Source organism: Adlercreutzia sp. CNCM I-6216 (assembly GCF_977113345.1).
Genome location: NZ_CDSBIE010000004.1, coordinates 104,061 through 116,861 on the forward strand (window position 1 = coordinate 104,061; position 12,801 = coordinate 116,861).

Below are 12,801 nucleotides of genomic sequence, written 5' to 3' on the forward strand. Positions count from 1 at the left end.
CGTGTCCGCGCTGCTCGATTGACGAAAGAGAGTCAGGCGTGGGGCGCAATCGTGACGTCCGTGTCTCGAAGGAATGCGGGCTGGAAGGTTTGGCGTACGGCGCCCGATGCCTGACGCCGATAACCTTACGAGAGCCGAACCGTAGAAATGACGCGGGAATGTCCCAGTTCGTTCCCTCCCTCGACCGTGCGGAAGTCGTATTTTTTTGCGACGAAAAAGCGGTCGGCGCGAGGAGCTAAAAGGGACTTCGACGGGTTTTCAGTGAGAAAAGGGCGGGACTTCGAGGCGCTCGATTCTCAAGCGGCGGTAGCAAAGACGCGTGCTTCGCGCTCGCCGAGACGGCAGTCAAGGTGGCGGGCGCAGCCGGCAGATTCGGTGTACGTCCCTCCGAAACCATGGAGGGATCGTAGCCAGCTTGTAGTTATTTTCCGAGACGGCTCTCCAAGGGAAAGACAAAGGGTGCCCGCTTTCTATAATGACCAGCGACACCCGTTCCTGCCCCGCGAGGCAGGAAATCTCTCATATATAAGGAGACATCTGTGGACATCCTCATCATGATCGTCTGCGCCGTTATCAGCATCGGCTTCCTCGTGTTCATCCACGAGGGCGGCCACTACCTGGCCGCTCGGGCCTTCGGCGTGCGCGTGACCGAGTTCATGCTGGGCCTGCCCGGCCCCTCCATCGGCTTCACGAAGGGCGAGACTCGTTATGGCGTCACGGCCGTGCCCCTCGGCGGCTACGCGAAGGTGTGCGGCATGGAGGCCGGCCCTTTGCAGCCGCACCTGCAGGAGGCGCTCGCGTCGCTTTACCGCCGCGGCACCGCCAACATGGAGGACGTGGCCCGCGATTGCGGCATCAGTGACGATGAAGAGTACAACGCCCTGGAAGAGCTGGTGGAATGGGGCAGCGTCATCGGGCCTTCCAAGGCCGATCAGTACAACACCTACCGCGCCCCGCGCGTTGCGCCCGGCAAGCGCGCTCTGAAGAAGGCGGCCGCGGCGGGGCTGCCGGCGCCCGTCTCCTACGAGCTGGGCCAAGCTCGCGAAGTGGCCGACCCCCATGCGCTTTACGAGTCCGAGTACCGCCAGCAGTACCGCTCGCTGCCCTTCTGGAAGCGTTCGGTCATCCTTTTGGCGGGCATTTTCATGAACCTGCTGTTCGCCATGCTCGTGTTCATTATCGTGTTCTCGATCATCGGTTTTCAGGTGCAGCATCCTGAAACGGGCGAGATCACGACCATCCATGCCTCGGTGCTGCAGGCGCTGCAGGCTGGCTTCATGTACATCGGCATGGTGATTCAGGCGGTCGCGGGCCTGTTCAACCCGGCTACGGCGGCTCAGACGGTGTCCGATTCCACCTCCATCGTTGGCATTGCCGTCATGTCGAAAGACTACTTCCAGGCGGGCCTTGTGGAGGCACTGGAGTTCATGGCTATGATCTCGGTCTCGCTGGGCATCATGAACCTGCTGCCCATCCCGCCACTCGATGGCGGCCGCTTCGTGGTGGAAATCTTCCAGAAGGGCACCCGCAAGACAGTGTCCCAGAAGGCCATGAACTATATGTCGCTGGCCGGTATGGCGCTCTTCCTCGGCTTCTTCGTCATCATGCTGAACCAGGACATCCAGCGGTTCGTCTTTGGCAACTGGGGCTAGGGGTTTAAACCTGTCGGACCCTCGCTGACTTCCTTGGGCGGATTCCGGACTTATAATTGGTGAAAGATAACGGTTGGAAAGGAAGTGGTCCGTGACCAAGGAACTGAAGCCCCATGACCGCACGCGGCGTGTGATGGTGGGGGATGTGCCGGTGGGCGGAGGCGCGCCGGTGGCGGTGCAGTCGATGTTGAACGCCCCGGCCGACGATGTGGCCGCCAACCTCGCGCAAATTGAGGCGCTGGCCGAGGCCGGCTGCGAGATCGTGCGCATGGCCATTCCGCGTCGGGACTGCCTGGACGCTTTCGAAGCCGTGTGCGCCGCGTCACCCTTGCCCGTGGTGGCCGACATCCATTTCGACGCCCGCATCGCCATCGAGGCGGCGGCCCGCGGCGCGGCCAAGCTGCGCATCAACCCCGGCAACATCGGCGGCCTGGAGGCCACCCGTGAGGTGATCGCTGCGGCGTCGGCGGCGGGCATCCCCATCCGCATCGGCGTGAACGCCGGCTCGCTCGACGACGCGCTGGCGGCCCGCGACGACCTGACGCTGCCCGAGAAACTGGCTGCCTCCGCTACCGAATACGTGCGCTTCTTCGAAGACGAGTGCGACTTCCACGACCTTGTGGTGTCAGCCAAGGCCCACGACGTGCAGACCACCATCGACACCTATCGCCTGTTGGCCGCCGAGCTGCCCGAGGTGCCGCTGCACATCGGCGTCACCGAGGCGGGCACCGCCTTCCAAGGCATCATCAAAAGCGCATGCGGCCTGGGCGTTCTTTTGGAAGAGGGTATCGGCGACACCATGCGCATCTCGCTCACGGACGACCCTGTGGTGGAAGTGCGGGCTTGCTGGACGCTGCTCGGCGCACTCGATTTGCGCCGCCGCAGCCCCGAGCTCATCAGCTGCCCTACCTGCGGCCGCTGCCAGGTGAACCTCATTGGGCTCGCGCAAGAAGTGGAAGAGCGCCTCGCTGCGGTGGACAAGCCGGTGAAGGTGGCAGTCATGGGGTGCGTGGTGAACGGCCCGGGCGAAGCCGCCGATGCCGATATCGGGGTGGCTTGCGGAGCGGGCGCGGGCGTTGTTTTCTCCCATGGTAAAATCGTCCGCAAAGTGCAAGAGTCGGAAATTGTTTCTGCCCTTATGGAGGAGTTGGAGAACCTATGACCCAGATTCTGCGTATGAGCAACCTGTACGCCCCCACCCTGAAGGAAGACCCGTCGGACGCCGACATCGACAGCGCGCGCCTGCTTTTGCGCGCGGGCATGCTGCGCAAGGCGGCATCGGGCCTGTACACGTTCCTTCCTTTGGGCTTCCGCGTGCTGAAGAAGATCGAGAACATCGTGCGCGAGGAAATGGACGCTTCCGGTGCCCAGGAAATTCTCATGCCGGTGCTGCAGCCGGCGGAGCTGTGGGAGGAAAGCGGGCGCTTGAACGACTACGGCCCCGAGCTCATGCGCCTTACCGACCGTCACGATCGCGAGATGTGCCTCGGTCCCACCCATGAGGAGATCATCGTGGCGCTCGTGCGCAACGAGCTGCGCTCCTACAAGGAGCTGCCCCAGAACCTCTACCAGATTCAGACGAAGTACCGCGATGAGATTCGCCCGCGCTTCGGCCTGTTGCGCTCTCGCGAGTTCGTCATGAAGGACGCCTACAGCTTCAACGCCACCCAGGAGTCGCTGCAGGAGACCTACGACGCCATGGGGAAGGCCTACGGCGCCATCTGCGACCGTTGCGGTTTGGATTACCGCGAGGTGGAGGCCGATGGCGGCCAGATCGGCGGCAAGGTGACCACCGAGTTCATGGCGCTGGCCGAATCGGGCGAGGCCGACCTGGTGTACTGCTCGTGCGGCTATGCGGCCGATGCCGAGGCCGGCGCGTGTTTGGCCCGCCCCACGCTGTACGAAGTGGACGCCATGGAGAAGATCGCCACGCCCGACGTGCACACTATTGCCGAGCTGGCCGCGTTCCTGAACATCCCCGAGTCCTCCACGGTGAAGGCGCTGTCCGGCAAGGACGCCGAGGGCAACCTCGTGTGCCTGTTCATCCCCGGCGACCATGAGCTGAACGAGCTCAAGATCGAGGGCCTCGTGCCCGGCTTCACGCTGCTGACTGACGAGGAGATGCTCGCCTTCGGTCTGTGCAAGGGCTCCATGGGGCCGGTGGGGCTGCCGGAGGGCGCCCGCATCATCGCCGCTACCAGCTTGCAGGCCATCCCGCAGTGGGTCGTGGGCGCCAACGAGGACGGCTACCACTACGTGGGCGCGCGTCTGGGCGAGGATTTCCAGGTGGACGAGTGGGCCGATCTGGCCACGGTGAAGCCCGGCGATTGCTGCCCTACGTGCGGACTTCCGTTGGAAGGCGCTCGCGGCATCGAGGTGGCCCAGATCTTCCAACTCGGCGACAAGTACTCTCGTGCCATGGGCGCCACCTTCATGGACGAGGACGGCGAGGAGAAGCCCTTCATCATGGGCTGCTATGGTGTGGGCATCTCTCGCACGCTGGCTGCCATCGTCGAGCAGCATCACGACGAGCACGGCATCATGTGGCCGCTTTCCGTGGCGCCGGCCCATATTTGCGTGGTGCCGCTCACGGTGGGCGACAACGAGGTGCAGCCCATGGCCGAGAAAATCGCGAAGGATCTGGCCGAGCTCGGCTTCGAGGTGGTCATCGACGACCGTGACGAGCGCGCCGGCGTGAAGTTCAACGACGCCGACCTCATCGGCTGGCCCGTGCAGATCGTCGTGGGCAAGCGCGGCCTGAAAGAGGGCAAGGTGGAGATGAAGCTGCGTCGCACGGGCGAGAAGAAGGAAGTAGCGCTGGACGCTCTGGCCGAGATGATGGGCTTTGCCCGCCGCGCCATGCGCGACAATACCCTCCACGGCGCCGGCACCGGAGCCTTCGCCGCTATCTTCGGATAGGGCAATAGACTCCTCAATCGACGAAGACCCCGGATCGCCTCTCGCGTTTCGGGGTCTTTCTCGCATTCGCGCCGAATGGACGCGAGCCGCGCCGAAAGCGCCCAATGTGCCATGAGCGCTTTGAGCAGTCGTCTTCAACGAGCAATATTCCCAGTTCGCAGCCCCTGCCAAAGACTTTTGGCAGGGGTTTTCCATTGCAGAGGCGGCTTGTCGAAGCTTTTTGGTGGTACGCTTCGGCGCATCATGCCATGCTGATTGCGAGAGGACGGAACCGTGGAGCTGAGAGAACGGCTGAAGGAGCATCGGGCGCGACTGGGCTTGTCGCAGGAGGAACTGGCGGATCGCATTTTCGTGTCGCGCCAGACCATTTCCAACTGGGAGACCGACCGTACGTACCCCGATGTACAGAGCTTGCTTCTCATGAGCGATCTTTTCGGTACGTCCATCGACGAACTCGTGAAAGGAGACGTGGCAACTATGGAGAAGACAATCGAGAACGAGTGGAAGACCATGAGTCGTCTGGCGATGACGGCATGGGTGCTCGTAGGTGTGGGCATCGCGTGTGTCATTGCAGGGATGGCGTTTCCTTCCGGCCCTTCATCGTTGGCATCAGGCTTTTCCGAGGGTGAAGTGCTGGGTATTGTGCTGTTCGTCGCCCTGTGGATCGCAGGTCTCGTGCTTCTGGGCATCGTGGAGCACATGAAGAGAAAGTACGACTTGGTAACCTACCGCGACATTCTCGCCTATTCCCGCGGCGAAGAGCCCCCGCGCGACGGTGCGGCCTTCGCGCGGCGCCACCCCGTGATGATGGGTTGGGTCAAGGGCATTGTGAGCGCGATTGCCGGCTTTGTTGTAGCAGTGGTGCTCTGTCGCATTTTCCTGGGGTAGGGAGCGCAGAGCGATTTGGCAAATATAACCAAATCAATCAACCTTTGACGGGGCAGTAACAGTGCTGTCCCGTCGACATATTCGGAGTGTGTTGCCGCCTATGATGGAGAAGCTAACTCAACGAGAACGGAGGCTTCGAAATGACGACGATTGCCGATGGATTGAAAGATGTGTTCCTGGCCGGCGTGGGCGCCATGGCGCTTGGTGCGGAGAAAACCCAGGAACTGGTGGAGCAGCTTATCGCCAAGGGCGAGATCACCGTGGAGCAGGGCAAGGCCATCAACTCCGAGGTGCTGAAACAGGCTCAGGCCACCGCCGAGCGCGTGGGCCAGCAGGCCCAGACCGCGGTCGGCGAGGCGGCCCGTGAGGCTCAGGCGGCCGCCAGCCATTTGAACGATCAGGCCAAGACGGCCGCGGAGTTGGCTCACGAGCAGACCGAGGCTGCCGTGTCCATGGCGCGCTCGCAAGCTGAGATGGCGGCGGATGCGGCCAAGAAGGCGGCCGAAAACGCCAAGCAGGATTCCGCTGATTTCGCCACAGCGCTGAAGCACGACGTGCTGGAAGCGCAGATGGCCATGATGACCCCCGAGCAGCGCGCCGAGTTCGCCAAGAAGGCCGCCGAAATCGCCGCCCGCGATGCGAAAGCGGAATAGCTGGCAGGAAATCTTGCCCCGCAGCTCTTCATTTAGGAACAGAAAAAGGAACCCGCATGTCGCGGGTTCCTTTCATAGGGAGGGCTGTAGAGCGCCTTCTACCAGGTGCCGTTGTGCAGGTTCTTGCCGAGCAGGTAGCCGAAGGTGGTACAGGCGCCACCCAAGTTGATGCCCGGCACGTGGTAGTCGTACACGTCGCCGTACATGTCGCCGACCACGGTGCCCACGCCGTAAAGGCCCGGAATGGGGTCGTTGTTCGCGTCGCACACGTGCATCTGGATGTCGGTGTTCAAGCCGCCGGTGATGCACAAGGTGTAGGGCTCGTTGCGAATGCCGTAGAACGGTGGCTGCTTCACGGGCAGAAGGAAGCGCTTGTCCTTGTGGAACTCGTCGTCGAGCCCGGTCTCGCAGTAGCCGTTGTAGCGCTCCACCTGAGCGAGGAAGGCATCGCGGGGAAGCCCCAGGTCGTCGGCCAGTTCTTCCAAGGTGTCGGCCTTCACGGCCGTCTCGGCCATGGTGGCGTCGAAGCCGGCGTACTCGTCGGTGGTGGTCCAGTCGGTGTTGGGATCGAACAGCATCTCGATGGCGTCCTTCACCTCCTGGGTATCGCGGGGCGCCCCTCCGATGCGATCACCCTGCCAGGGGGCCGAGGCCTCTACCCAGTCGGCGTCCCAAATGAGGAAGGCGCATCCGTCGGGCTGCACGCGCTGGGGGTAGGGCATGTAGCCGTAGGTGCAGTTCTCATTGGAATAGCGCACGCCCTTGTTGTTCACGAGCAGGCCGGGGAAGGTGGTCAGCGCGCCTTCGGCCCACCAGCGGCAGGGCAGCACCTCGTCGCCCATGGTGGCGAGCATCGGGGCGTTGGGGGTGTACTTCTGCCAGGCCGCGCCGATCCACAGGGCCAGCTTCAGGCCGCTGCCGTCGTACACGCCGCCGTTGCCGAAGGGCAGCGCGATGGGACAGTACTTCGCCACCATGTCCTTGTCCTGGGAGAAGTCGCCGGTGGCCAGCACGACGCCCTTCGAGGCGTTGTAGCGGGTGTACTTGCCGTCGGCCTTGGCCACGCATCCGGTGACGCGGCCGGTGTTGTCGCCCTCGCGGTCCAGCTGCACGGCGGTGGTGTTGTAGAAGATACGGCCGCCGCCCTTCTGGATCTCCTCGGCCAAGGCCTCCACGACGATCTGCTGGGAGGCGCCGGCCGCTTGGGCGCCCTCGGCCACGAAGGAGTGGGACACGTTCAGGGTCTTCAGCGGGCCACCGTCCCACCAGTTCGTGCCGCCGTCCTGTTGGTTGTTCTCAATGACGGCGGTGATGCCATAGGGCTCCACCTTGTCCATGAGCCAGTTCATGGCGTTGCCGGACTCATCGTAAACGAGCCACCATTTCTCCTGATCCAGGCGGAAGCTGTTGGCGGCGAAGATGTCCTGGAAGATGGGTTCGATCTCCTCGCGGGTGTAGTCCATGCTCAGCTCGTGAGTCAGCCGCGTGTTGAACGCGGCGTTCGAGCCGCCGCGGGAGACCGGCCCCGAGCTGGAGGCGATGAGCACCACGTCGGCCCCTTCCTCGACGGCCGAGGTGGCGGTCACAAGGCCGCCCACGCCGGCGCCGATGACGAGGATCTCGCAATCGACGGTCTCGGTGATCTCGCTCTCGTCGATGGGCGCGGGCGGAATCTCGAAGTTCCACTTCGCGTTCGTGAATTTCTCAGCATCCAAGATGAGCTCGCCGTCGCCGCCGGTGCCGGACAGCGCGCCGGGCTCCTTGGGCGCGCAGCCGGCAAGGCCGATGGTGCCCGCGGCCACAGCGGCGGCGCCGGCCACGCCCGCGCCCTTCAGGAAGCTGCGTCGATCCATGTTCGTGTTCGTCATTGGGATTCCCTCCTTGTGTCGTCCCCTTACGATGGCGTCCGGCCTCATTGCGCTGCGGCAAAGCCGGCCGCGCGTCCCGCCGTGCGAACGATGGATACGGGGCGGGGCGCAAAGTCACCTTACGGCTGCCGGGCAGCGGGCGCGTCACTCGCTTTGGGCGAAATTCGGCCGATCGCCCCGGCGCGGGCGCCCATCTCACTCGAAAGGAGTGATGGACGGCGGCCGCCCTCCCCTATACTGAGACGTTGGAGGAAAAGGCGCGCGGGCAAGGAGGGCCGAGCCATGGGGAAGCGAGAGGCGGGGTGCACGGGGCTGCTCGGCCGCCCCACGGTGTTCGACGTGGGTATCGGCGTGCTGTACTTCTTCACGTCGCACATGGTCATCCGCGCGCTCTATTATGTGGGCATCGACCGCACGCCCTGGGAGCTTGCGGTGTTCTTCCTCACGGTCATCGTCGCCATCATCCTCGCCCACGGCTTCGCAGGCCCCTTGTTGCGCGGGCGCCTGATTGTGGAGACGAGCTTCGGCGTGCCGGCGGTCAGCGTGGTGGCGGCCCTCGGCGCCGTGATCGCCCTCGTGTCGGCGTTGCCCGTGGTGGGGGTGGGCTTCTTCTATGCCTCGGGGGCGCTGCTCGGGTTCGCCTGCGGGTGGATCGTCGTGATCTGGTCGTCCACCATACGCCCCGATCGGCCTGACGGCGCCTCGTTCTACCTTGACCCCGCTCTTCTGGTGGCCGTGGCGTGCTACTTCCTGTTCCGCTGCGTCAGCTCGTTGTCGGAGGTGGTGAGCCAGGGGTTTCTGTTGGCGTTGCCGCTGGTGGCGCTCGTGTGCATCGTGCGCAGCGACAAGGGCGACGGCGATGATTCGGTGGCGGGGGAGCGGGCCCAGTCGCTGGAGGTGCTGGTGGCCGTGGCCGCCGCCTTCGCCATCGGGTGCAGCCTTGTGGTGTACCTGTCGGGGCGCGAGTCGGACGTGCTGGCCTCGGGGCTGAACTACATGGTGCTCTTCGAGGTGCTGGCTGTGGCCCTCATCCTGTGCTGCTGCGCTCTGCTGCGGTCTTTCGCCAGCCGGTGCGCGGGGCTGGGGGCGAAGGCGACGGCGGCGGTCACGCTGCTTCTGTGCTATGGGCCGGCCTTGGGGGTGGGGCTGCTCATGGGCAGCGCCGGCATTCCGTCGCACTCGCCGGACGCGCTATGGGAGAGCAATATGTGGGTGCTCGTCATCGCCATTTTCGCCTACGATATCCGCGACTCGCTGTACGCGGTGCGCGGCCTGGCCGTGGGGCTCATGTTCGAGGCCATGTGCGTCGCCCAGATTATCGCCCGGGTGTCCACCCTCGACTTGTCGGTGAATTCCGTGGCCGTGGCTGTGGCGCTGCTGGCGCTGTACCTGCTGTGCGTGGGCAACCAGCTGCTGCGCGGCAACACGCGCCAGGAGGGTCGGGCCTTGGATATGGGCTCTGCGCGGCGGGAGGCGGGGGCGGACCGCCGGGGAGGTGCCGCGCCTGCCCGCAATGCCGCGCCCGCCCGCAATGCCGCGCCCGTGCGGTCGGTGGTTCCGGCAGCGGCAGGCGCGGACGGCATTCGGGGCGACGGGCCGGCCGCCGATGGCGAGGAAGGGCGCGCCCCCGCCGGGGGCCATGGCGATGCGAAGGAGGCTCCCCCGATGGTTCCGGCGGCCGTGGGCGACGGAGCCGCCGAGGGGGGAGAAGCGGCCGAGGCCGACGAGGGCGTGCCGGCTGACATCGCCGCCTACTGCCAGGCCCTCGCAGCCGACTACGGACTCACGCCCCGCGAGGCCGAGATCCTCGCGCTCATGGCCCTGGGTCGCAGCGCCAAGTACATCTCCGAGGAGCTCACGGTGTCCTACAACACCACCCGCACCCACGTGCGTCACATCTACGAGAAGCTGAACATCCACAGCAAGCAGGAGCTCATCGACCTGGTTCTGTTCGGCTCGGGCGTGATGTAAGGAGCAAAGAGGAACCGCGAAATGGGCAAAACGAGGCGCTTCTCGTAGGTTCGGAAAGTCCGATTCTCGATAGCGGTTCTCACGACCTGCGGAAATACTGGCTATGACTGAGAAAAACGTACCGCAAACTACGAGAAGCGCCTCGTTTTGCCCAAACTGACAGATCTTGGCTCTCATGACGCTTTGGCGAGGTTGGCGGAGCGGGCGGCAAGGGGCGCGGGTGGCCATGGTACACTGGGCAACTACGAAAACCTAGGCTGTTGCGGCACGGCGGCTTGGCAGGTACTTTCGCCAGGGTGCGGTGTCGCAACAGCCAACCAACCAACCGACCAACCGACCAACCGACCAACCGACCAACCGACGAAAGCGATTCCATGGCTGATTTCATTGAAGGCAAGCGTCCGGTTATCGAGGCGCTGCGCACCCACGTGCCGCTGAAGTACATCCTCATGGCCGACAACCTGAGCCAGGGCGATAGCCTGGTGCGCGACATCCAGCGCAAGGCGAAGAACCTGGACGTGCCTATTAAGAAGGTGTCGAAGAAGAAGCTCGACGAGATTTCCGAGCGCGGTAGCCACCAGGGGGTCATGGCCGAGGCCGCCCCGTTCGACTATGTGAACGTGACGACGATCCTGGACGCGGCGAAGCAGTCGGCTGAGGAGCACGATGGCCGCGCGCTCATTGTGGTGCTCGACCACATCACCGATGCCGGCAACTTGGGGGCCATCGCCCGTTCGGCCGAGTGCGTGGGCGCTTCCGGCATCGTCATTCCCAACAAGCGCGCCGCCCGCGTGACCGCCGCCACCTACAAAAGCTCGGCCGGGGCTATTTCTCACATTCCCGTCACCCAAGTGGCGAACCTCGTGAGCACCATCGAGCGGCTGAAAGACGAGGGCTTCTGGGTGGCCGCCGCCACCGAGCACGCTTCCGATCTCATCTGGCAGTCGAACCTCAAGGGCAAGATCGCGCTCGTGATGGGCAACGAGGGCGAAGGCGTGTCGCGCCTTGTGCTGGAGAACTGCGATTTCGGCGTGAAGCTGCCCCAGGTGGGGGAGATTTCCTCGTTGAACGTGGCCCAGGCTTCCACCGCCTGCATGTACGAGTGGCTGCGCCAGAACTGGGAATAGGCCGCAGATCGCGTCATGGCCAAGCAGCGGAAAAAGCTCCTCATCGTTGACGGGTACAACGTGCTGCGGTCGGGCAGCCGGTATCGGTGGCAGCCGCGGGCCGATGAGGACTACACCGACGATTTCTTCAACGCCGCCCGCGACCGGCTTATCAACGACGTGGTGAACTATGCCGGGCGCGACATGGGCGCCATCGTCGTCTTCGACGCCGCCGACAACGAGTTGTCCCAGGGCAGTCGCACGAAGATCGGCGGCGTCCAGGTGATCTTCTCGCCGGCGGGCCAGTCGGCTGACAAGGTGATTGAGAAGCTGGCCTATGACGCGGGCAAGCGCGGCGTGGAGACCATGGTGGTCACGAGCGACGCCGCCATCCAGGACACGGTGTTCGGCGGCGGCGTCGATCGCATGAGCGCCGACGGCTTCTCCCATGAGATGGGCGAGTACTACGAAGATGCGCGTTTGGATGACGCCCCGAAGGTGGCGCGCAAGAACACCGTCGCCGAGCGCATTCCCGCCGACACCCTAGCGCGCCTGAAGGCACTGCGGGACGGCCGCTAGCGAGCGCGAATGCTGCCGTGCGTGTGGTGACTGCTGGGGTATTGTCCCAGTTCAGCGCTTCCGCAACCAATAATTGCGGAAAATGACAACGCGAATTGGTTCCGTGGCAAAGAGGTTTTCGGTAGGCTCCAAGGCGTTTTTGAGAGGCAATCGCAGAAGAAAGGCAGCACACCATGAATGTCGAAATTGCCGAGCGCTTGGCCGCGCGCCGGAGGCTTGCGGGACTGTCGCAGGAGGCCCTGGCGGAGAAGCTGGGCGTGTCGCGCCAGGCCGTTTCCAAGTGGGAGCGCTCCGAGTCGTCGCCCGACACCGACAACCTCATTGCCCTGGCGAAGCTCTACGGCGTGTCGCTGGATGAGCTTCTGTACGTGGACGAATCCATCGAAGACGACGTGGCCTTCGGGGCCGCCGACCGCGCGGAAGCGCGTGGCGCGAGCAGGGTTGTCGTCGCGGAAGCTTCGGAAGAGACGGCTTCGCCAGAGGGTGGTGGCGTTGGCGATGCATGTGATGCCGAGACAGCCGAGGGCGTTGACTTCGAAAAGGAGGGCCGCGGCAAGGTGCACTTCGGGCCCGGTGGCATTCACGTGGACGACGGCAAGGACCATGTGCACGTGTCCTGGGCCGAGGGCGTGCACGTGGTCGACCGCCACGGCGAAGAGGTGCACGTCGGTTGGGACGGGGTGCGCGTCAACACGACGGATCCTGAGACGGCAGAGCATATCTTCACGCGCGACAATCCCTTCGGGGTATCGCCCGGTGGCTTCGATGCCGAGCGAGCCAAGAAGTGGCTGAAGTTCCCCTTCTGGGCCTTGGTGATCGTGGCTTATCTCGCCTTCGGTATGCTCAGCGGCATTTGGGGGCCGACGCTCTTTCTGCTGTTCCTCATTCCCGTGTATTACATTGTGGGCGCGGCAGTCGCATCTCACCGCATCGCTCCCATGCTGTGCGCGTTGTATCCTATTGGGTCGATCGCCTGGTTTCTTTGGATGACCTTCGTTGATGTCCATTGGCATGGTCCCGCCTGGGTCATCTTCCTCACCATCCCGCTCGTAGAGGTCATCATCGTTCAGCTCTCCAAATGGTGGAACGGCCGCAAGAGCGGCACTTTCAAAAATAGCGCCATCTAGGCTCCTGCGGTACACTAAGCGGAATTTTTTGGCGCGCC

General features: G+C 64.0%; 10 protein-coding genes. 9 read left to right on the forward strand and 1 reads right to left on the reverse strand.

Annotated features, from left to right (window positions below):
- Nucleotides 1-539: 539 nt before the first annotated feature.
- The 5 genes from ACYVRU_RS05185 to ACYVRU_RS05205 all read left to right on the forward strand — a co-directional run bounded on the left by ACYVRU_RS05185 (nt 540) and on the right by ACYVRU_RS05205 (nt 6,112).
- The gene (locus ACYVRU_RS05185) at nt 540-1,652 is read left to right on the forward strand and encodes a site-2 protease family protein (RefSeq protein WP_452039357.1); all 1,113 of its coding nucleotides are present in this window, start codon (nt 540-542) and stop codon (nt 1,650-1,652) included.
- A gap of 91 nt (nt 1,653-1,743) precedes the next feature.
- Nucleotides 1,744-2,814: a flavodoxin-dependent (E)-4-hydroxy-3-methylbut-2-enyl-diphosphate synthase gene (gene ispG, locus ACYVRU_RS05190; RefSeq protein WP_418712528.1), complete on the forward strand. Its 1,071-nt coding sequence runs from the start codon at nt 1,744-1,746 to the stop codon at nt 2,812-2,814.
- The gene (locus ACYVRU_RS05195; RefSeq protein WP_452039358.1) at nt 2,811-4,571 is read left to right on the forward strand and encodes a proline--tRNA ligase; all 1,761 of its coding nucleotides are present in this window, start codon (nt 2,811-2,813) and stop codon (nt 4,569-4,571) included. Before ispG ends, ACYVRU_RS05195 begins: the two co-directional genes overlap by 4 nt.
- Nucleotides 4,572-4,844: 273 nt before the next feature.
- The gene (locus ACYVRU_RS05200) at nt 4,845-5,459 is read left to right on the forward strand and encodes a helix-turn-helix transcriptional regulator (RefSeq protein ID WP_237973930.1); all 615 of its coding nucleotides are present in this window, start codon (nt 4,845-4,847) and stop codon (nt 5,457-5,459) included.
- A 140-nt stretch (nt 5,460-5,599) separates the two neighbouring features.
- Nucleotides 5,600-6,112 carry a phasin family protein gene (locus ACYVRU_RS05205; RefSeq protein WP_114548221.1) on the forward strand — a complete coding sequence of 171 codons (513 nt, stop codon included), beginning with the start codon at nt 5,600-5,602 and terminating at the stop codon, nt 6,110-6,112.
- A gap of 98 nt (nt 6,113-6,210) precedes the next feature.
- On the opposite strand, the gene ACYVRU_RS05210 is transcribed toward ACYVRU_RS05205, so the two are convergent.
- Nucleotides 6,211-7,980: an FAD-dependent oxidoreductase gene (locus tag ACYVRU_RS05210; protein ID WP_114548220.1), complete on the reverse strand. Its 1,770-nt coding sequence runs from the start codon at nt 7,978-7,980 to the stop codon at nt 6,211-6,213.
- A 282-nt stretch (nt 7,981-8,262) separates the two neighbouring features.
- On the opposite strand from ACYVRU_RS05210, the gene ACYVRU_RS05215 reads away from it, so the two are divergent.
- The 4 genes from ACYVRU_RS05215 (at nt 8,263) to ACYVRU_RS05230 (ending at nt 12,763) form a co-directional block, all read left to right on the forward strand.
- Entirely contained in the window at nt 8,263-9,951 is a 1,689-nt protein-coding gene (locus ACYVRU_RS05215) for a helix-turn-helix transcriptional regulator (RefSeq protein WP_237973929.1), read from the forward strand.
- 374 nt (nt 9,952-10,325) lie between these two features.
- Nucleotides 10,326-11,078 carry a 23S rRNA (guanosine(2251)-2'-O)-methyltransferase RlmB gene (rlmB, locus tag ACYVRU_RS05220; protein WP_114548218.1) on the forward strand — a complete coding sequence of 251 codons (753 nt, stop codon included), beginning with the start codon at nt 10,326-10,328 and terminating at the stop codon, nt 11,076-11,078.
- A 15-nt stretch (nt 11,079-11,093) separates the two neighbouring features.
- Nucleotides 11,094-11,636 carry an NYN domain-containing protein gene (locus ACYVRU_RS05225; RefSeq protein WP_114548217.1) on the forward strand — a complete coding sequence of 181 codons (543 nt, stop codon included), beginning with the start codon at nt 11,094-11,096 and terminating at the stop codon, nt 11,634-11,636.
- 173 nt (nt 11,637-11,809) lie between these two features.
- Nucleotides 11,810-12,763, forward strand: coding sequence for a helix-turn-helix domain-containing protein (locus ACYVRU_RS05230; RefSeq protein ID WP_461185782.1), 954 nt, complete (start codon nt 11,810-11,812; stop codon nt 12,761-12,763).
- The last annotated feature ends 38 nt before the right edge of the window (nt 12,764-12,801 follow it).